The following is a 19,035-nucleotide window of genomic DNA, read 5'->3' on the forward strand; positions in this document are numbered from 1 at the left end:
CTCGGAATAGCACGCGGGCCCCGGCAGGGAGAGCACGCCGGCCCCACCAAGACACGGGCCCCGGCAGAGCACGCGAGCCCCGGAGAACGCGGACCCCAAGAGAGCGCACGCGGGCCCCAAGAGAGCACACGCGGACGCCAGGGAAGTGCGCGCGGACGCCGGGAAAGCGCACGGCCCCAGGGAGAAGGCACCGGCCTCGGAATAGCACGCGGGCCCCGGCAGGGAGAGCACGCCGGCCCCACCAAGACACGGGCCCCGGCAGAGCACGCGAGCCCCGGAGAACGCGGACCCCGGGAGAGCGCACGCGGACCCCAAGAGAGCACACGCGGACCCCAAGAGAGCACACGCGGACCCCAGGAGAGCACACGCGGACGCCAGGGAGGTGCGCGTGAGCTCCCGGAGAGTGCACGCGAGTCCCGGGAGAGCGCGCGGGCCTCCGGCGAGCGCACGCGGGCCCCGAAAGGAGGCGTGGGGGGCGGGGTGGGGGCGCTTTTTTGAGGTCGCGCGCTGGGGAACGCAGCCGTCCGCCGGTCGGTGGGCGTCCTGAGTGGCGACAGGCCCGCCCCGGACGGTTCCGCGTCCGGGGCACCGGGCACGATCACCTATCGGGCCCCGCTCCGGCGTCCGGCCGGTCACGTCCGTTGCCCCCGCGCGGTGCCGCGGGACATGCGGGCGGGACGGGGAAGCGCCGGGAGCGCCGACCGGGTACGGCACACTTGGGGCGCGAGGACCGATGCGAAGGATGGGTATGCCGATCACTCCTGCCACCGCGACGCACAGTTCGTCGAACGGCACCGCGGACGCGATTCTGCTGGAACTCGTCGACGAGGACGGCGTCACGATCGGCACGGCGGAGAAGCTCGCCGCGCACCAGCCGCCCGGCCGGCTGCACCGCGCCTTCTCCGTGTTCCTGTTCGACGAGCGCGGCCGGCTGCTGCTCCAGCAGCGGGCGCTGGGCAAGTACCACTCCCCCGGCGTGTGGTCCAACACCTGCTGCGGCCACCCCTACCCCGGCGAGGCGCCGTTCGCGGCGGCGGCCCGGCGCACCTTCGAGGAGCTGGGCGTCTCCCCGTCGCTGCTCGCCGAGGCGGGCACGGTGCGCTACAACCACCCGGACCCGGCCTCGGGCCTGGTGGAGCAGGAGTACAACCACCTCTTCGTGGGCCTGGTGCAGGCGGCGCCGCGGCCCGATCCGGAGGAGGTCGCCGAGACCGTCTTCGTCACCCCGGCCGAGCTGGCCGAGCGGCACGCGCGGGACACCTTCTCGGCGTGGTTCATGACGGTGCTGGACGCGGCGCGGCCGGCCGTCCGGGAGCTGACGGGCCCGTCGGCCGGCTGGTGAGCCCCGGCCGGCGGCGGCCCGGAGCTACCGGAGAGCGTGTTCGAGCGGCAGGGCGACCCAGACCACCTTGCCGCCGCTCGCCGTGCGGGCGACGTCGCAGGCGCCGCCGGCCTCCCGGGTGATCTCCCGGACCAGCAGCAGGCCCCGGCCGCCGGTCCGGGCGTGGTCGGTCTCCAGGGCGGTCGGGCGGTAGGGGTGGTTGTCCTCGACGGACAGCCGGATCCAGTCGGAGCCGACGGCCACCTCCACGGCGAGCGTCGGCGAGAGCACCGCCGCGTGCCGGACGGCGTTGGTGACCAGTTCTGAGACGATCAGCAGCAGTCCGTCGGCCACGTCGGCCGAGACCGGTACGCCCTGGCGGCCCAGCAGGTCGCGCACGGCGTGCCGGGCATGGGGGACGGACGCCTCGACGCAGGGGGCGGTGAACCGCCAGACGCCCTCGTGGGGCAGGGGGTCCGTGGCGTCCGCGGGTTTGTCCGCCGCCGGATGCGGCTGGGGCCCCGGGTCCGGGGCCGCGCCGTCCTCCCGCCCGTGGTCGTCCATCGTCGGGTCGCCACCCTTGCGCTCGATTGTCACCACACCCCGAGTGTTGGTAACGAGTCGCTCCGCCCCGAGGTCCTGAACGCAAGTCAGCGCGTATCGAACGGTTTTGATCGTCGGCGTATGACACGGTCAGTTGTGGGACTGATCCTGTCCCGGCCGTACCGTCTCGGCGAACTATTCGGGTTGTACGGGTTTGGCGTCTCAGCGTTCGGACACCATGCCGACGATCCGGCGGCCGCCGAAGCCGGTGGCGATCAGGCCGAGGCCGTCGAAGAGCAGGGCCAGCGAGAAGAACGTACCGATGACGTACTTGCTGCTGCTCGGCCACGAGGCCAGCACGAGGACGCCGAGCAGCAGGTCGAAGACGCCGAGCAGCAGCGTCCAGCCGAACTGCGGGCCGCGTACGGCGACGCTGCCGACCAGCCGGAAGAGTCCGGCGGTGAGGAACAGCAGCGCGGCGAACATGGTCAGGGCGGCGGCGGCCGCGTGCGGCTTGGCGATGACCACCACCCCGGCGGCGATGTTCAGGGCGGCGACGATGACGCCGAGCCAGAGGAAGCTGCTGCCGCGGGACTGGACCGCGTGCAGCAGGCCGACGACCCCGCCGACCAGCAGCAGCCAGCCGAACAGCAGCATCGAGGTCAGGGTGGCGAACCCGGTGTAGACGAGCCCGACGAGACCGGCGATCAGCAGCAGTACGCCGAGCGCCGCGAGCAGGCCGAAGCTCCGGTTGAGCTTCGCCGCCCCGCGCGGGGAGGTGGTCGACGTGGTCATGGACGCCTCCTTGAGCCGGTGCCCAACAAGTCCCCTTTGTTGGCATTTGCCTAACACGCCGGGCGGGCGGTCCGGAACCGGCCGGTAACATCCGGCGCATGGAGCCTCAGCTGCCGCATCGCGTCTCGGACGCGGTGGCCACCGTCGTCATCGACCGCCCCGCCAAGCGCAACGCCATGACGGCCGCGATGTGGCGGGCGCTGCCCCCGCTGCTGGACGCCCTCGCCGCCGATCCGGCGGTCCGGGCGCTGGTGCTCACCGGCGCGGGCGGCACCTTCTGCGCCGGCGCGGACATCGCCACGCTGGCCGGCGGGGCCCAGCGGGCGCAGCGGCTGGCCGTGGACGCGGAGGAGGCGCTGGCGGCCTTCCCCAAACCGACGCTGGCGGCGGTCCGCGGGCACTGCGTGGGCGGCGGGGTGCAGCTGGCGGCCGCCTGTGATCTGCGGTTCGCCGAGGAGGGGGCGCTGTTCGGGGTGACCCCGGCCCGGCTGGGGGTGGTCTATCCGGCGTCCGCCACCCGGCGGCTGGCGTCGCTGGTGGGTCCGGCGACGGCGAAGTACCTGCTGTTCTCGGGCGAGCTGATCGGGACCGGGCGGGCGCTGCGCACGGGCCTGGTCGACGAGGTGCTGCCGGCCGGCGGGCTGGACGCGCGGGTCGCGGAGTTCGCCCGGGTGCTGGTGTCCCGGTCGGCGCTGACGCAGGCGGCGGCGAAGGAGTTCACGGACGGGCGGGCCGGCCGGGAGGCGTACTGGGTGGCGCAGGCGGAGACCGGCGGGGAGACCGCGGAAGGGGTCGCGGCGTTCCTGGAGCGCCGTCCGCCGCGCTTCACCTGGAGCGCTCCCGGGTCGGGCTGAACCGGCTCCCTTCGCGGAGCCTGGCCACCAGATGGGCGGGCGCCCTGTCGGGGGAACCGGCGTCGTAGGGCGGCTGGGGGTCGTACTCGGTCAGCAGCTGGACGGCGCGCGCGTGGTCGTCGCCGGCGATCCGGCCGAGCAGGGTCAGACCCATGTCGATGCCGGCGGAGACACCGGCCGCGGTGACGTACTTGCCGTCGGTGACCACCCGCTCGGCGGCCGGTTCGGCGCCGTGCCGCGACAGGGCGTCCAGGGCCAGCCAGTGCGAGGTGGCCCGGCGCCCGCGCAGCAGTCCGGCGGCGGCCAGCAGCAGCGAGCCGGTGCAGACCGAGGTGGTCCAGGTGCTGGTGGCGTCGGCGGTACGGAGCCAGTCGAGCAGGACCGTGTTGTCCATCTGGGCGCTCTGGCCGGGACCGCCGGGGACCACGACGAGGTCCGGGGCGGGCACGTCGGCCAGGGTCCGGTCGGCGACCAGCGCCAGGTTGCCGGTGTCGGTGCGTACCGGTCCGGTCTCCTCGGCGACGAAGACGGTGCCGGCGCCCGGCAGGCGGCCGAGGGTCTCGTACGGGCCGACGGCGTCGAGGGCGGTGAAGCGGTCGTAGAGGACGATGGCGATCTGCACGAAGGGTCCTTCCGGTGCGGGGTCAGCGGGTGGCGGTGGGGTGGAACCGGCGGCGGTACTCGGCCGGGGAGGTGCCCAGGGTCTTCACGAAGGCGCGGCGCATCGCCTCGGGGGTGCCGTAGCCGCAGGCGCGGGAGATCTCCTCGACGCCGGCCCGGGTGTCCGCCAGCAGGCGGCGGGCGTGTTCGACGCGGACCCGGTCGACGTAGCGGCCGGGGGTCGTGCCGGTCTCGGCGCGGAAGGCGCGGGCGAAGTGGCGGGGCGAGAGCCGGGCGCGGGCGGCGAGGGACTCCACCCCGAGGTCGGCGCCGGGATGTTCGCTGATGAACTGCTGGACGTCGCGCAGCGGCTCGCGGCGGGCGGTCTGGGCGGCGAGCTGGGCGCTGAACTGGGCCTGGTTGCCGGGCCGGCGCAGGAAGACCACGAGGTTGCGGGCGACGGTCAGGGCGGTGTCCCGGCCCAGGTCCTCCTCCACCAGGGCGAGGGCGAGGTCGATGCCCGCGGTGACGCCGGCGGAGGTGGCGACGTGGCCGTCGCGGACGTAGATCGGGTCGGGGTCGACGTGCACGGCCGGGTGGTCGCGGGCGAGCCGGTCGCAGTACGCCCAGTGGGTGGTGGCGCGGCGGCCGTCCAGCAGGCCGGCCTCGGCGAGCCGGATCGCGCCGGTGCAGACGGAGACCAGCCGGCCGGCGCGCGGGCCGTGCGCGCGCAGCCAGTCGGTCAGCGGCCGGTCGGGGCGGCGGGTGCCCGCGCCGCCGGGCACCAGCAGGATGTCCGGCGCGGGCGCCGCGGCGAGGGGCAGGTCGGGTACGAGGGTCAGTCCGCTGGAGGTGCGTACCGGGCCGTCGCCGAGGGCGGCCGTGCGGACCCGGTACGCGCCCGGGACCACCTTCGCCGCGCCGGTGAACACCTCCAGGGGGCCGGTGACGTCGAGGCTCTGCACCTCGTCGAAGAGGACGACGAGGACGGTTCGCTGCGTCATGCGCCGATTCTCCGGGCGGCCGGCGGGCGTCCGCAATGACGGGCTGCCCACCTTTCCGGCCATCGGCGGCACAGCCGTTCCGTACATACCTACCGGTTGGTAACGTGCCGTGCATGACGACTGCCGCCATCGACCGGCGCCCTGCCCGCCGCTGTCACAACGTGCTCAACTCACTGCACTCGACGCACTACTTCTCGCCCGACCTGGGGCGGGAGCTGGGTGCCCTCGGAGTCACCGACCCGCGGGCCGTCAACTTCGCCGCCCGGGCCGCCGCGCTGGGGCCGGTCGGCGCCGGCGCGGTCACCGCCGCGTTCTACAACTACAAGCACGACCTGGTCGCCCGGCACGTCCCGGCCGTCTGGTCGACGGTCGCCCCCGAGCAGGCCCTCGCGGCACGCGCGCGTGCCGTCGACGCCACCCTGCGCCGTCTGCTGGGCGACCGGGTCCTGGCGTCGGCGGAGATGGCGGAGGCCGCCGGGCTGGCGCTGCGGGCCGCCGAGGGCTGTACCCGGGCCGCCCGGCCGCTGTACTCCGCCCACGCCGACCTGCCGGTGCCGGGCGCGCCGCACCTGGCGTACTGGCACGCCGCGACGCTGCTGCGCGAGCACCGCGGCGACGGGCACCTGGCGGTGCTCATGGCCGCGGGGCTGGACGGCCTGGAGGCGCTGGTGACGCACACGGCGACCGGCAAGGGGCTGACCCCCAAGTGGGTGTTCGGCACCCGCGGCTGGACCCGGCAGGAGTGGGACGCCGCCGTCGCCCGGCTGCGGGAGCGCGGCCTGCTCGACGCCGCCGGGGAGCTGACCGAGGCGGGCGTGGCGCTCCGCGCGGAGATCGAACGGGAGACGGACCGCCTGGACGCCGGTCCCTACGAGCACCTCGGTGAGCCGGGTATCGCCCGCCTCACCGAACTGGGCACGGCGTTCGCCCGCACCGCCCTGGGCGCCGGCGCCTTCCCGGCGGACCTGCTCGGCAAGGGCTGACCGGCATATCGGGCCGCCGACGAGGTACCCGGTGTTCATCCGGCCGGACCGGCCGGGTGGACAAAGGGAGGCTTTCGTGTTCCGTGCCATCGCAGACGTGCTGCGCCAGATCGGCGGCGCCATCGCGACCGTCGTCACGCTGCCCTTCCGGGCCCTGGCCCGGCTGTTCGGCGGGGCGTCCAGCTCGACCCGCGGCCGGCGGGCCTGAGCGCGCCGCCGCCGACCTGCCCGGAGTCCCGCCCTGATCCCCGAGTGTCGGTGCGGCCTGCCACAATTGCCGCGCAACCTCAGTGAGAAGGCGGTACGGGATCGTGACGACACCCGAGTCGATCGACGTTGGGTCCATCGAAGGCAGGATCGCCGAGGAGCTCGGCGTACGGGAGCGGCAGGTGAAGGCCGCGGTGGAACTGCTCGACGGCGGCTCCACCGTGCCCTTCATCGCCCGCTACCGCAAGGAAGCGACCGAGATGCTCGACGACGCGCAGTTGCGCACGCTCGAGGAGCGGCTGCGCTATCTGCGGGAGCTGGAGGAACGGCGGGCCGCGATCCTCGACTCGGTACGGGAGCAGGGCAAGCTCACCGAGGAGCTGGCGAACCGGATCCGGGGTGCCGAGACCAAGGCCCGCCTGGAGGACATCTACCTGCCGTACAAGCCCAAGCGGCGCACCAAGGCGCAGATCGCCCGCGAGGCCGGTCTCCAGCCGCTGGCCGAGGGGCTGCTGAGCGACCCGGGCGTGGAGCCGCTCGCGGCGGCCGCCGCGTTCGTCGACGCCGCCAAGGGGGTGGCCGACCCGCAGGCCGCGCTGGACGGGGCGCGGGCCGTCCTCACCGAGAAGTTCTCCGAGGACGCCGACCTCATCGGCGAGCTGCGCGAGCGGATGTGGACGCGCGGGCGGCTGGCCGCCAAGGTGAAGGAGGGCAAGGAGGAGGCGGGCGCCAAGTTCGCCGACTACTTCGACTTCGCCGAGCCGTTCACCGAGCTGCCCTCGCACCGCGTCCTGGCGATGCTGCGCGGCGAGAAGGAGGACGTCCTCGACCTGGTGCTGGAGCCCGAGGAGCCCACCGACGGGCCGTCGTCGTACGAGGGGATCGTCGCGTCGCGGTTCGGGATCTCCGACCGCGGGCGGCCGGGTGACAAGTGGCTCAAGGACACGGTCCGCTGGGCCTGGCGCACCCGGGTCCTGGTCCACCTGGGCATCGACCTCAGGCTGCGGCTGCGCACGGCCGCCGAGGACGCGGCGGTGAACGTGTTCGCGGCCAACCTGCGCGACCTGCTGCTGGCCGCCCCGGCGGGCACCCGCGCCACGCTCGGCCTGGACCCCGGCTTCCGTACCGGCGTGAAGGTCGCCGTGGTCGACGCGACCGGGAAGGTGGTGGCGACCGATGTCATCCACCCGCATGTCCCGGCCAACCGGTGGGACGAGGCGATCGGCAAGCTGGCGCGGCTGGCGAAGGAGCACGCGGTCGAGCTGATCGCCATCGGCAACGGCACGGCGTCCCGCGAGACCGACAAGCTCGCCGGGGAACTGATCACCAGGCACCCCGAGCTGAAGCTGACGAAGGTGATGGTGTCCGAGGCGGGCGCGTCCGTGTACTCGGCCTCGGCGTTCGCCTCGCAGGAACTGCCCGACATGGACGTGTCGCTGCGCGGCGCGGTGTCCATCGCCCGCCGGCTCCAGGACCCGCTGGCCGAGCTGGTGAAGATCGACCCGAAGTCGATCGGCGTCGGCCAGTACCAGCACGACCTGTCCGAGGTGAAGCTGTCCCGCTCGCTGGACGCGGTGGTCGAGGACTGTGTGAACGGGGTCGGGGTGGACGTCAACACCGCCTCCGCGCCGCTGCTCGCCCGGGTCTCCGGCATCACCTCCGGGCTGGCGGAGAACATCGTGGCGCACCGCGACGCCAACGGTCCCTTCCAGGGCCGCGGCGAGCTGAAGAAGGTCGCGCGGCTCGGCCCGAAGGCGTACGAGCAGTGCGCGGGCTTCCTGCGGATCCGGGGCGGCCACGACCCGCTGGACGCCTCCAGCGTGCACCCGGAGGCGTATCCGGTGGTGCGCCGGATGGTGAAGACCGCCGGGCAGGAGGTGGCCTCGCTGATCGGGAACACCTCGGTGCTGCGGTCGCTGAGGCCGGCGCAGTTCGTGGACGAGACGTTCGGGCTGCCGACGGTGACGGACATCCTCAAGGAACTGGAGAAGCCGGGCCGCGACCCGCGTCCCGCCTTCCGGACGGCCACCTTCAAGGAGGGCGTGGAGAAGATCTCCGACCTGTCCTCGGGGATGGTCCTGGAGGGGGTCGTGACGAACGTGGCGGCCTTCGGGGCGTTCATCGACGTCGGGGTGCACCAGGACGGGCTCGCGCACGTCTCCGCGCTGTCCAGGACGTTCGTGAAGGACCCCCGGGACGTGGTCAAGCCCGGGGACATCGTCAAGGTGAAGGTGCTGGACGTCGACATCCCGCGCAAGCGGATCTCGCTGACCCTGCGGCTGGACGACGAGGCGGCGCCCAAGTCCGCGGGTGAGCAGCAGCCGCGTCAGCAGCGGGGCGGCGGACGGCCGCCGCAGCAGCGCCGGCAGCAGTCCGGCGGGGGCGCCAAGGGCAAGGGGCGCCCGGCGGCGCCGCCCGCCAACAGCGCGATGGCCGACGCCCTGAAGCGGGCGGGCCTGGCGTAGCCGTCGGGGTGAGGTGCCGGGGCGTGCCTAGCGTTCCGTCACCTTGCCGTCGGCCACCTCCAGGCGGCGGGTCACCCGCAGCGCGTCCAGCATCCGGCGGTCGTGGGTGACCAGGAGCAGGGTGCCCGCGTAGGAGTCGAGGGCCGACTCCAGCTGTTCGATGGCCGGCAGGTCGAGGTGGTTGGTGGGCTCGTCCAGGACCAGCAGGTTGACGCCCCGGCCCTGGAGCAGGGCGAGGGCGGCCCGGGTCCGCTCGCCCGGGGAGAGGGTGGCCGCCGGGCGCAGTACGTGGTCCGCCTTCAGGCCGAACTTGGCGAGCAGGGTGCGGACCTCGGCCGGTTCGGTGTCCGGGACCGCCGTCTGGAAGGCGTCGAGCAGCGGCTCGGGGCCGTGGAACAGGCCCCGGGCCTGGTCGACCTCGCCGAGCTGGACGCCCGAGCCGAGCGCGGCGTGCCCGGCGTCCAGCGGGACCCGGCCCAGCAGGGCGCCGAGCAGGGTGGACTTGCCCGCGCCGTTGGCGCCGGTGACCGCGACCCGGTCGGCCCAGTCGATCTGGAGGGTGACCGGACCGAGCGTGAAGCCGTCGCGCCGCACCTCGGCGTCGCGCAGGGTGGCCACGACCGCGCCGGAGCGCGGCGCGGAGGCGATCTCCATCCGCAGCTCCCACTCCTTGCGGGGCTCCTCGACGACGTCCAGCCGCTCGATCATGCGCTGGGTCTGCCGGGCCTTGGCGGCCTGCTTCTCGCTGGCCTCGCTGCGGAACTTGCGGCCGATCTTGTCGTTGTCGTTGGCCGCCTTGCGCCGGGCGTTCTTGACGCCCTTGTCCATCCAGGAGCGCTGCATCTGGGCCCGGTCCTGGAGGGCGGCCCGCTTGTCGGCGAACTCCTCGAACTCGTCCCGGGCGTGCCGGCGGGCCACCTCGCGTTCCTCCAGGTAGGCGTCGTAGCCGCCGCCGTAGAGGTTGATCTGCCGCTGGGCCAGGTCGAGTTCGAGGACCTTGGTGACGGTGCGGGCGAGGAACTCGCGGTCGTGGCTGACCACGACGGTGCCGGCCCGCAGACCGGTGACGAAGCGTTCCAGGCGTTCCAGGCCGTCCAGGTCGAGGTCGTTGGTCGGCTCGTCGAGGAGGAAGAGGTCGTAGCGGGACAGCAGGAGGGAGGCGAGGCCGGCGCGGGCGGCCTGGCCGCCGGAGAGGGACGTCATCGGCTGGTCGAGGCCGACGGCGAGGCCGAGCGTCGCGGCCACCTCCTCGGCGCGGTCGTCGAGGTCGGCGCCGCCGAGCGCCAGCCAGCGCTCCAGGCTGGTGGCGTACGCGTCGTCGGCGCCGGGCGCGCCGTCGACCAGCGCCTGGGTCGCCTCGTCCATGGTCCGCTGGGCCTCGTCGACGCCGGTGCGCCGGGCCAGGAAGGCACGCACCGTCTCCCCCGGCCGGCGCTCGGGCTCCTGCGGGAGGTGGCCGACGGTGGCGGTGGGCGGGGACAGGCGCAGCTCGCCCTGTTCCGGGGCGGTGAGGCCGGCCAGCATCCGCAGCAGCGTGGACTTGCCGGCGCCGTTGGGCCCGACCAGGCCGATCACGTCACCGGGGGCGACGACGAGGTCGAGCCCGGCGAACAGGGAGCGGTCGCCGTGGCCGGCGGCGAGGTTCTTGGCGACGAGGGTGGCAGTCATCAGGCCGCTGATTTTAGCCGCCGGGGCGCTGGCGGCTCAGCCGGGTTTTCCGTGCGTCACCAGCACACTCTCCGGCGCCCTGGCCACCAGGTAGGAGCGGCCCTTCACCGCCCCGGCGGCCAGCGCGAGTCGGTGCACGCCCGGTTCCAGGACGCCGTCGAAGACCTGGTGGGCGCGGGTGCGGTGCAGCCGGTCCAGCCGGTACGCGGTGAGGCGTATCCGGCAGGGCGAGGTGACCTCGACGCCGGCCGCCGCGCCGGTCACGGCCAGGGCGGTCAGCCGGCGCCGTTCGGCCGGGGTGCGGTCGAGGGCGTGTTCGATCTGGGCGACCAGGACCGGGACGATCGGGGCCGGCTCGTCGACGTAGGCGACGCCGGTGGCGCCGGCCGCGGTGAACGCGGCCCGGACGGCGGCGCGGGCCTCCTCCGGCACCGCGGGGCCGAAGGCGACGGCGCCGTACTGGCACAGTTCGTCGGCGGAGGCGTCGGCGAGGTCCGGGGCGATGTCGGCGCCGATGTCGATGGTGCGCAGCGCGGCGGCCACCCGGCCCAGGGCGGCGGCCCGGGCGCCGATCAGCAGGACCCGGCGGCGCGGTGCGCCGGGCCCCTGGGCGAGCAGGGGCGCGAGGGCCGCGCGGTACTCGGCGCCGGGGAACCGGAACGGGCCGATGCCGTGGTAGCCGTTGCGCGTCAGGTCGGCGTCCGGGGTGGTCTGCCAGGCGAAGTCCCGCCAGACGTAGTCGTCGCCGTCCCGCCGGATCACGGCGGTCACCGCGCCGCACGCCAGGTCCTCGCACTCGGGGCAGCCGTAGATGATGTACCGGCCGTCGGGCAGCGGCGGGCCGGCCTCCAGCAGCAGCCCGCGGACCTGTGCGGTGAAGATGGCGGGCGGCACGTCGGCGGCCAGCGGGGAGACGGCGTCCAGGTCGCTGAGGCGGAACAGCAGCGGCCGGCCGTCGACGATGAAGTCGAGGAAATCGCGGTGGACCTGGTACGCACCCCCGGCGAGGACTCCCCCGGTGCGGGCGGCCGGGGCCAGGCCGAAGGTCGTGTACTCGGCAGACATGCGGTGAGTATTCCCGCTGCCGGGGCGATGTGCGCACGACGGGACGGGTTCCGCTACCGTCCGCGTGTGGAAACCGAACTGGATGGCGAAGTCGGTGTGGTGGGCGGCGGCGTGATCGGGCTGACGACCGCCGTTGTGCTGGCCGAGCGCGGCAGCCGGGTGCGGGTGTGGAGCCGGGAGCCGGTGGAGCGGACCACCTCGGCGGTGGCGGGGGCGCTGTGGTGGCCGTACCGGATCGCGCCGGCCGCGGCGGCGCGCGCGTGGGCGCTGCGCTCCCTGGACGTGTACGAGGAGTTGGCGGCCCGCCCCGGACTGACCGGCGTACGTATGGTCGAAGGGGTACTGGGCGAGACGGAGCGGCACGAGGTCGACGGGTGGGCGGCCGCGCGGCTGCCGGGGCTGCGGGCGGCGACGGCCGAGGAGTACCGCGGGTCGGGGCTGTGGGCCCGGCTGCCGCTCATCGACATGTCGGTTCATCTGCCCTGGCTGTACCGGCGGTTGCTGGCGGCGGGCGGTTCGGTCGAGACGCGGGCGGTGGCCGGGCTCGGCGAGCCGGCCGCGCCGGTGGTGGTCAACTGCACGGGGCTCGGGGCCCGGACGCTGGTGCCGGACTCGTCGGTGCGGCCGGTGCGGGGGCAGTTGGTCGTGGTGGCGAACCCCGGCATCCGCACCTGGACGGTGTCCACGGACCCGGTCTCCGGGGAGATGGCGTACTTCTTCCCGCACGGGGACCGGCTGGTGCTGGGCGGTACGGCGGAGGACGACGCCTGGTCGGCGGAGCCGGACCCGGCGGTGGCGGCGGCGATCGTCCGCCGGTGCGCGGCGCTGCGGCCGGAGATCGCCGGGGCGCGGGTCCTGGCGCACCGGGTGGGGCTGCGGCCCGCGCGGGACGCGGTGCGGCTGGAGCGGGACGTCCTGCCGGACGGGCGGCTCCTGGTGCACAACTACGGCCACGGCGGCGCGGGCGTCACGGTGGCCTGGGGGTGTGCCGAGGAGGCGGCTCGGTTGGCGGGGCGGTGAGCTTCCTGTCTTCGGGGGTGCCGGTACGGCGCCACCGGGACGGCGGGCCCGCGGGAGGACCGGCGCCGGCGGTGCGGGGGCCGGGGGCGCCGGGCCCGCCCGGGGTCAGTCGTGGCCGCCGATCGGGTCGCCCTCGGTCTCCGGGCCGCGTCCCGGGCCGACCCTGATCTCGAACTCCCCGTCGTACCGGCGGTGTCCCTCGACGACGGCCATCTCCACCGCCTCCGAACCCATCTCACCGCGCACGATGAGCGGGTCCCGGCGCAGGTCGCGCATGAGGGCCACGCACATGAAGATCATCACGATGACGAACGGGGCGGCGGCGAGGATGGTGAGGTTCTGGAGTCCGGTCAGCGCGTCGCCCTGCCCGCTGCCGACCAGCAGCATGATGGCGGCCACCGCACCGGTGACCACACCCCAGAAGATGATCACCAGACGGCTCGGTTCGAGCGCGCCCCGCTGCGACAGGGTGCCCATCACGATCGACGCCGCGTCCGCGCCGGAGACGAAGAAGATGCCGACCAGGATCATCACCAGCAGGCTGGTGACGGTGGCGACGGGAAACTCCTGGAGCACGGCGAACAGCTGGCCCTCGGGCGTCGCCTCCTCCCCCAGCCGGCCCTGCTCCTGGAGCTTCATCGACGCGCCGCCGAAGATCGCGAACCAGATCAGGCTGACCGTGCTGGGCACCAGGATGACGCCGCCGACGAACTGCCTGATCGTCCGGCCCCGGCTGATCCGCGCGATGAACATGCCGACGAACGGGGTCCAGGAGATCCACCAGGCCCAGTAGAAGACGGTCCAGCTCGCCAGCCAGTCGGCGACGCCGTCGCCGCCGGACGCCTCGGTGCGGGCGGCGAGTTCGGGCAGGTCGCCGAGGTAGGAGAAGACCGAGGTGGGCAGCAGGTCCAGCACTATCACCGTGGGGCCCGCGACGAACACGAACAGGGCCAGCACCAGCGCCAGCACCATGTTGATGTTGGACAGCCACTGGATGCCCTTCTCCACGCCCGAGACGGCGGAGGCCACGAACGCCAGCGTGAGCACCGCGATGATGACGACCAGCAGCGTCGTGCTCACCTCGTCCAGCCAGTCCAGCTCCCGCACCCCGGAGCCGATCTGGAGCGCGCCGAGGCCGAGGGAGGCGGCGGAGCCGAAGACGGTCGCGACGATCGCGAGGATGTCGATGACCCGGCCCAGGCCGCCGTTGGCGTTCTTCTCGCCGATGAGCGGGGTGAACACGGCGCTGATGGTCTGCCGGCGGCGCCTGCGGAAGGTGCTGTAGGCGATGGCGAGCCCGACCACCGCGTAGATCGCCCAGGGGTGCAGCGTCCAGTGGAAGAGGGTGGTGGCCATGGCCGTCTCCATGCGTTCGCCGGAGTCGGCCGGGTCGGTGCCCGGCGGGGCCGTGCTGTAGTGCGAGAGCGGTTCGCTGACGCCGTAGAACATCAGACCGATGCCCATGCCCGCACTGAACATCATCGCGACCCAGGACACCGTGCGGAACTCGGGTGCCTCACCCTCGACGCCCAGGTGGATGCGTCCGTAGCGGCTGATGGCGAGCCAGAGGGCGAAGACGACGAAGCCCGAGGCCGCCAGCACGAACGCCCAGCCGCCGTTGTGCATCAGGCCGCCGAGCATGTCGCTGGAGACGTCCTCCAGGGAGTCCGTCGCGACGGCGCCCCAGACCACGAAGGCGAGCGTCAGCACCGCCGTGACACCGAAGACGACACGGTCGGTACGGGGCCGTTCCCGGCCGGGCAGGCCCGCTTCCGAACCCGGCAGCGCGCCCTTCGGACGGAGGTCCTGATCGTGGTGCGGGTCGTGGTGCGGTTCGTCGCCGTGCGGGTCATGCGTCACAAGCGGCACCTTTCGCCTAGCGGGTGAGGAAAGGGATGTTCCCCGAGTACGCTGCTACCACACTTGACGCGTCCCCCTCCCGCTCAGCAGTCCGTGTCGGGCTCGCCCACCGTCATGTGGTACGCGGCGCGCTCGTCGAACAGCAGCGGCACCAGGGCGCGCAGCGGCTGCCGCAGCGGCACCAGTACGCCGTCGCCGCCGTCCCGGCGTACTCGGACCCCGTGCAGCCGGAGTTCGTCCGCGAATTCGGCGTACTGGGCGGCGGTGAGGCGGTAGCCGCAGGGCGGGTCGGCGAGGGTCTCGGACGGCTCGGGCGGGTCGTTGTCGGCGCCGCCCGTGTACACCGGTCCGGTGTCGGCGCGGCCGGCGTGCCGGGCCGCGTCCGTGGCCGCCTCGACGCGTCCGCGCCGCGCGTCACTGAAGTCGAACAGGCCGTCGAGGGCGGCCAGCTGGGAGTCGACGCGGCGCCGGTTGTTGAGTGCCGGGTCCTGCCGCTCGGCCTCGGTGCCGGGGTCGACGCGGCTCTCGACGAGCAGGCCGACCGCGTGCTTGACGCCGGTCATGTTGCGCAGGATGCGCTCCTGGCCGTCGCCGGCGGTCTGCCGGATCGGCGCGCCGGTGGCGGGGTCGGTCCAGATTCCGTACGTACCGGTCGTGTACCCGGCCCGTCCGGCGGCGGGCCGGACGTACCCGGTGGACAGCGTCTCGGCCGCGTCGTGCACCGCCGCGCCGGTGTTGCGGTTGCGCGGCCACAGGTCGAACAGGTCCTTGTCGTAGTACGGGGGTGTGGCGCCGTACTCGTGCAGGTTGTAGACGATGTCGGGCCGGTGGTCGCGGACCACGGCGGCCAGGGCGCGGGCCTCGGCCGTCACCAGGGCGAGGTGGTCGCGGTTGATGTCGACGCCGTCGCTGTTGCCCCGGGTGCCGGCGGCCCGGCCGTCCGGGTTGGCGGTGGGCACGACCAGGACTGCCGTGCGGTCCAGGAAGCGCCGGGTGCGGGCGTCGCGGGCGTAGGCCAGGTCGCGGACGGTGGACAGGCATGCCTCGCGGCCGGACGGTTCGTCACCGTGCTGGCTGCACACGAGGAGCAGCCGGTGCGCGGCGGACGGCCTGCCGAGGGTGACGAGCTGGAGCGGGCGGCCCTGCTCCGTGCTGCCGACACGGTCCACGGCGGCCCGGCGGCCGGTCCGGTCGACGGCGGCGAGGAGGGCCTGTTCCTCGGGCTGGGTGGTCCAGCGGGCCCCGTCCGACGACTCGAAGCCGGTACGGGGCGGCCGGGGCGGGGAGCTGGTGGCGCCGGCCGCGGCGGGGGTGAGGAAGGTGGCCATGAGAGCGGCCGTGGCCGCCGCCGCCAGCGGTCTCCAGGCAGTGCCGCGGATGCGTTGTGGCATGCGCGGACGGTACAGCCGGAGTCCCGCGTGCAGAAGGGGGCGGGCGGCCGGGCCGGGCTCAGCGCCCGAACCGCGCCGCGGCGGCCGGCGTGACCGGGGTGAAGAAGTTGACCAGGTTGCCGTCGGGGTCGCGGAACAGCAGCGCGCGGTTGCCCCAGGGCATCGTGGTCGGTTCGTTGACGAAATCCTCCACGGTATCGGCGAGGTTCTCGTACACGGCGTCCACGTCGTCGACGAGGAATTCGAGGATCACGCTGCGGTTGGCGGCCGGGTGGGCGGAGCCGGGCGCGAACAGCGGGACGGTGCGGGTGCTGCCGACGGCGAGCGTGCCGGCGGCGGTGCGCAGCTCGGCGAAGTCCTCGGTCGCCCAGTCGGCCGCGATGCCGGTGGCCCGCTCGTAGAAGGCGACGAGGCGGGTGATGTCGTCGGTGATGACGCGGACGGAGACGAAGTTCATGGGGGTCGCGGGGGTCGCGGGGGTCGTCGGGGTCGTGGGGGCCATGGGGATCTCTCCTGGTGCTGCTGCTGGTGGTGGTCGTCGTGCGGCGTTTCCAGGACGCACGCTACGGCCGATACCGGGCGGAACCCGCCCGGTATGTGCGGGAGACTTGTCGCATGCCCCGGCCCCTCGCCCGTGTACTCGCCCTGCTGGAACTCCTCCAGTCGGGCGGTGTGCGCACCGTGGGCGAACTCGCCGGCCGGCTGGAGGTCGACGAGCGCACCGTGCGGCGCTACGTCGGTCACCTCCTCGACCTCGACGTGCCGGTGGAGTCGGTGCGGGGCCGCTACGGCGGCTACCGGCTGGCCCCCGGACACCGCCTGCCGCCGCTGATGCTGACCGACGAGGAGGCGCTGGCCGTACTGCTCGGTCTGGCCGCGGGCCGGCAGGCCGGTCTGACGGCGGCCACGGCCACGGCGAGCGAGACGGCGGCGGCCAAGATCCGGCGCGTGCTGCCCGAGCGGACCCGGCCGCGGCTCGACGCGCTGCTGGGCTCCCTCGCCTTCACCGCGCCGCCGGGCGAGGCGGCGGCGCCGGACGCCGCGGTGCTGCTCACGATCGCCGACGCGGTCGCCCACCACCGGCCGGTCGTGGTGCGGTACACCTCCGGGGCCGGCCGGCACGGCGAGCGCACGCTGCATCCGCACGGGCTCGTCGCCCACTCGGGCCGGCTGTACGTGACGGCCACGGAGCCCGCGACCGGCGCGGAGCGCACGTTCCGGCTGGACCGGATGAGCGGTGCCCGGGTGCTGCCCGGATCGTTCACGCCGCCGGCCGGTCGGCCCGATCCGGCGCGGCGCCTGCTCACCGCGCTCGCCACGGCGCCGTACCGGCACGAGGTGTCCCTGCGGATCCAGGGCACGGCGGAGCTGATCCGCACCCGGCTGCCGCCGGCCGTGGCGGTGGTGACGGAACTGCCGCCGGCGGCCGACGCGGATCCGGCGGCCGGGCCCTGGCACCGGGTCGCGCTGCGGGTGGAGCGACTCGACTGGCTGCCCGGCGTACTGGCCGCGCTGGACCTCCCGTTCGCCATCGAACACCCGGACGAGCTACGTGACCTGGTCGAGGCCCTCGCCCGCCGGCTCACGGACTCCGCGCACCGTAATGGTGACCACTGACAGTGGTCCCGACCTGCTACTTCTCCGTGGGCGTCGGGGTTTCGCCGACCCGGCGGCGGACGCCGAACCAGCCGGCCACCAGCAGCACCGCGATCACCGGGATGAGGAGCAGCGTGCGGCGGCCGACCTCCTCGTCGTTCCACATCATGCCCAGGCACGCCAGCAGGAAGACGATCGTGGCGATCTCCGTGACGGGGCTCCAGGGCAGCCGGAAGTGCGGCCGGGTGACACGGCCCTCCTTGGAGCGCCGGACGAAGACCAGGTGGCAGAGCATGATGATCACCCAGGTGCTGATGATGCCCAGGGAGGCCACGTTCAGCACGATCTCGAACGCCTGGGACGGCACCAGGAAGTTCAGGGCGACGCCGAGCACACAGACACCGCAGGTCAGCAGGATGCCGCCGTAGGGCACCTGGGTGCGGCTCATCACGCCGGTGAACTTCGGCGCGGAGCCGGCCATCGCCATCGAGCGCAGGATGCGGCCGGTGGAGTACAGGCCGGAGTTCAGGGACGACATCGCGGCGGTGAGGACGACGAGGTTCATCACGTCGCCGGCGGCCGGGACGCCGGCCTTGGACAGCACGGTGACGAACGGGCTCTCGGCGCCGGAGTAGAGCGAGCCGGGCAGCAGCAGGGCCAGCAGGACGACCGAGCCGACGTAGAACAGGGCGACCCGCCACATGATCGAGTTCACCGCGCGCGGGACGACCTTGTGCGGCTCGGCCGTCTCGCCGGCGGCGACGCCGACCAGTTCCAGGGCGGCGTACGCGAAGATCACGCCCTGCATGACCAGGACCACCGGCATCACCCCGTGCGGGAGCAGGCCGCCGTGGTCGGTGATCATCGCGAGGCCGGGGGTGTGGCCGCCCACGTCGTGCTGGGTGGCCAGCAGGAAGATGCCGATCAGCATGAACGCGACCAGGGTGGCGACCTTGACGATGGCGAACCAGAACTCCATCTCGCCGAAGATCTTCACCGAGATCAGGTTCACCGCCAGCACGACGGCGAGGGCGATCAGCGCCAGCACCCACTGCGGGATGCTGGTGAACGCGCTCCAGTAGTGCGTGTAGAGCGCGATCGCGGTGATGTCGGCGATGCCGGTGGTCGACCAGTTCAGGAAGTACATCCAGCCGGCGACGTAGGCGCCCTTCTCGCCGAGGAACTCGCGCGCGTACGACACGAACGAGCCGGACGAGGGCCGGTGCAGCACCAGCTCGCCGAGCGCCCGGACGACGAAGAACGCGAAGACGCCGCAGACCAGGTAGGCCAGGGCGAGCGCCGGTCCGGCGTCGTGCAGGCGCCCGCCGGCGCCGAGGAAGAGGCCGGTGCCGATCGCGCCGCCGATGGCGATCATGTTGATGTGGCGGGCCTTGAGGTCCTTGCTGTAACCGGCGTCGCCCGCGTCCGCGGGCGCCTGGGTCAGCTGGGGATGGCCGGCGGCCTGTGCCGTGTCCACGGCGTCCTTGCTCACGGGTGGTTCCACTCTCTGGTGCGCCCGGGTGGGGTGCGCCCGGGACCGTACGTGTCTCGGCCCGCGCCACCGTCCTTGTCGGGGTACAGACCAAGACGGCACCTTCCCACGTCACCGGGGTCCCATGCGGTGGCCAGTGTCACAGGAGGCGACTTCTCACATGATCCGCGC

17 protein-coding genes are annotated in these 19,035 nt (G+C 73.8%); 7 read left to right on the forward strand and 10 right to left on the reverse strand.

Translation table 11 applies throughout. The features are described from left to right. Positions 1-748: 748 nt before the first annotated feature. On the forward strand, positions 749-1,342 hold the full coding sequence (gene idi, locus AB0G32_RS11955) for an isopentenyl-diphosphate Delta-isomerase (protein WP_361161690.1): 594 nt from the start codon (positions 749-751) through the stop codon (positions 1,340-1,342). A 24-nt stretch (positions 1,343-1,366) separates the two neighbouring features. On the opposite strand, the gene AB0G32_RS11960 is transcribed toward idi, so the two are convergent. Then, a complete protein-coding gene (locus tag AB0G32_RS11960; protein WP_361161692.1) occupies positions 1,367-1,921 on the reverse strand; it encodes an ATP-binding protein in 555 nt (184 codons plus the stop codon). A gap of 165 nt (positions 1,922-2,086) precedes the next feature. Continuing rightward, a complete protein-coding gene (locus tag AB0G32_RS11965) occupies positions 2,087-2,659 on the reverse strand; it encodes a DUF308 domain-containing protein (protein WP_361161694.1) in 573 nt (190 codons plus the stop codon). Between the two features lie 98 nt (positions 2,660-2,757). Here AB0G32_RS11965 and AB0G32_RS11970 point away from each other — a divergent pair, with 98 nt between their 5' ends. Further along, the gene (locus tag AB0G32_RS11970) at positions 2,758-3,513 is read left to right on the forward strand and encodes an enoyl-CoA hydratase/isomerase family protein (RefSeq protein ID WP_361161696.1); all 756 of its coding nucleotides are present in this window, start codon (positions 2,758-2,760) and stop codon (positions 3,511-3,513) included. On the opposite strand, the gene AB0G32_RS11975 is transcribed toward AB0G32_RS11970, so the two are convergent. Both AB0G32_RS11975 and AB0G32_RS11980 read right to left on the reverse strand, forming a co-directional pair. Next, positions 3,485-4,135 (reverse strand): DJ-1/PfpI family protein, encoded by a 651-nt coding sequence (locus AB0G32_RS11975; protein WP_361161698.1) that lies wholly within the window; start codon positions 4,133-4,135, stop codon positions 3,485-3,487. The genes AB0G32_RS11970 and AB0G32_RS11975 overlap by 29 nt on opposite strands. A 22-nt stretch (positions 4,136-4,157) precedes the next feature. Continuing rightward, on the reverse strand, positions 4,158-5,117 hold the full coding sequence (locus AB0G32_RS11980; protein ID WP_361161699.1) for a GlxA family transcriptional regulator: 960 nt from the start codon (positions 5,115-5,117) through the stop codon (positions 4,158-4,160). Between the two features lie 113 nt (positions 5,118-5,230). Between AB0G32_RS11980 and AB0G32_RS11985 the strand changes: the two genes are divergently transcribed. The 3 genes from AB0G32_RS11985 (at position 5,231) to AB0G32_RS11995 (ending at position 8,772) form a co-directional block, all read left to right on the forward strand. Beyond that, the gene (locus tag AB0G32_RS11985; RefSeq protein WP_361161701.1) at positions 5,231-6,100 is read left to right on the forward strand and encodes a hypothetical protein; all 870 of its coding nucleotides are present in this window, start codon (positions 5,231-5,233) and stop codon (positions 6,098-6,100) included. 76 nt (positions 6,101-6,176) lie between these two features. After that, positions 6,177-6,308: an LPFR motif small protein gene (locus tag AB0G32_RS11990; RefSeq protein ID WP_257027966.1), complete on the forward strand. Its 132-nt coding sequence runs from the start codon at positions 6,177-6,179 to the stop codon at positions 6,306-6,308. Positions 6,309-6,411: 103 nt separating this feature from the next. Next, a complete protein-coding gene (locus AB0G32_RS11995; protein ID WP_361161704.1) occupies positions 6,412-8,772 on the forward strand; it encodes a Tex family protein in 2,361 nt (786 codons plus the stop codon). A gap of 27 nt (positions 8,773-8,799) precedes the next feature. Here the strand turns inward: AB0G32_RS11995 and AB0G32_RS12000 are convergent, their stop codons facing one another. Both AB0G32_RS12000 and AB0G32_RS12005 read right to left on the reverse strand, forming a co-directional pair. Continuing rightward, the gene (locus AB0G32_RS12000; RefSeq protein ID WP_361161706.1) at positions 8,800-10,440 is read right to left on the reverse strand and encodes an ABC-F family ATP-binding cassette domain-containing protein; all 1,641 of its coding nucleotides are present in this window, start codon (positions 10,438-10,440) and stop codon (positions 8,800-8,802) included. Between the two features lie 36 nt (positions 10,441-10,476). Continuing rightward, on the reverse strand, positions 10,477-11,505 hold the full coding sequence (locus AB0G32_RS12005; protein WP_361161708.1) for an oxidoreductase: 1,029 nt from the start codon (positions 11,503-11,505) through the stop codon (positions 10,477-10,479). Between the two features lie 66 nt (positions 11,506-11,571). Between AB0G32_RS12005 and AB0G32_RS12010 the strand changes: the two genes are divergently transcribed. Further along, positions 11,572-12,525 carry an FAD-dependent oxidoreductase gene (locus AB0G32_RS12010; protein ID WP_361161710.1) on the forward strand — a complete coding sequence of 318 codons (954 nt, stop codon included), beginning with the start codon at positions 11,572-11,574 and terminating at the stop codon, positions 12,523-12,525. A gap of 105 nt (positions 12,526-12,630) precedes the next feature. Here AB0G32_RS12010 and AB0G32_RS12015 read toward each other — a convergent pair whose 3' ends face one another. From AB0G32_RS12015 to AB0G32_RS12025, 3 genes are all read right to left on the reverse strand, one after another. After that, positions 12,631-14,310, reverse strand: coding sequence for a BCCT family transporter (locus tag AB0G32_RS12015; protein ID WP_361161984.1), 1,680 nt, complete (start codon positions 14,308-14,310; stop codon positions 12,631-12,633). A gap of 158 nt (positions 14,311-14,468) precedes the next feature. Continuing rightward, positions 14,469-15,713, reverse strand: a complete 1,245-nt coding sequence (locus AB0G32_RS12020) for a M14 family metallocarboxypeptidase (RefSeq protein WP_361161986.1) — start codon at positions 15,711-15,713, stop codon at positions 14,469-14,471. A gap of 121 nt (positions 15,714-15,834) precedes the next feature. Then, complete coding sequence (locus AB0G32_RS12025) at positions 15,835-16,233, reverse strand: VOC family protein (protein ID WP_361161988.1); 399 nt, start codon at positions 16,231-16,233, stop codon at positions 15,835-15,837. Positions 16,234-16,391: 158 nt separating this feature from the next. On the opposite strand from AB0G32_RS12025, the gene AB0G32_RS12030 reads away from it, so the two are divergent. Beyond that, entirely contained in the window at positions 16,392-17,393 is a 1,002-nt protein-coding gene (locus AB0G32_RS12030; RefSeq protein WP_361161712.1) for a WYL domain-containing protein, read from the forward strand. Between the two features lie 16 nt (positions 17,394-17,409). On the opposite strand, the gene AB0G32_RS12035 is transcribed toward AB0G32_RS12030, so the two are convergent. Then, the gene (locus AB0G32_RS12035) at positions 17,410-18,864 is read right to left on the reverse strand and encodes an amino acid permease (RefSeq protein ID WP_361161714.1); all 1,455 of its coding nucleotides are present in this window, start codon (positions 18,862-18,864) and stop codon (positions 17,410-17,412) included. Positions 18,865-19,035 lie beyond the last annotated feature (171 nt).

This window comes from Streptomyces sp. NPDC023723 (assembly GCF_040639815.1).
Lineage (GTDB): Bacteria > Actinomycetota > Actinomycetes > Streptomycetales > Streptomycetaceae > Streptomyces.

What these genes read in the sequence shown, in the direction of transcription:
- AB0G32_RS12020 (WP_361161986.1), bottom strand. Translation starts at nt 15,713, where the DNA reads ATGGCCACCTTCCTCACCCCCGCCGCGGCCGGCGCCACCAGCTCCCCG.
- idi (WP_361161690.1), top strand. Translation starts at nt 749, where the DNA reads ATGCCGATCACTCCTGCCACCGCGACGCACAGTTCGTCGAACGGCACC.
- AB0G32_RS11985 (WP_361161701.1), top strand. Translation starts at nt 5,231, where the DNA reads ATGACGACTGCCGCCATCGACCGGCGCCCTGCCCGCCGCTGTCACAAC.
- AB0G32_RS12000 (WP_361161706.1), bottom strand. Translation starts at nt 10,440, where the DNA reads ATGACTGCCACCCTCGTCGCCAAGAACCTCGCCGCCGGCCACGGCGAC.
- AB0G32_RS12025 (WP_361161988.1), bottom strand. Translation starts at nt 16,233, where the DNA reads ATGAACTTCGTCTCCGTCCGCGTCATCACCGACGACATCACCCGCCTC.
- AB0G32_RS11980 (WP_361161699.1), bottom strand. Translation starts at nt 5,117, where the DNA reads ATGACGCAGCGAACCGTCCTCGTCGTCCTCTTCGACGAGGTGCAGAGC.
- AB0G32_RS11970 (WP_361161696.1), top strand. Translation starts at nt 2,758, where the DNA reads ATGGAGCCTCAGCTGCCGCATCGCGTCTCGGACGCGGTGGCCACCGTC.
- AB0G32_RS11965 (WP_361161694.1), bottom strand. Translation starts at nt 2,659, where the DNA reads ATGACCACGTCGACCACCTCCCCGCGCGGGGCGGCGAAGCTCAACCGG.
- AB0G32_RS12030 (WP_361161712.1), top strand. Translation starts at nt 16,392, where the DNA reads ATGCCCCGGCCCCTCGCCCGTGTACTCGCCCTGCTGGAACTCCTCCAG.
- AB0G32_RS12005 (WP_361161708.1), bottom strand. Translation starts at nt 11,505, where the DNA reads ATGTCTGCCGAGTACACGACCTTCGGCCTGGCCCCGGCCGCCCGCACC.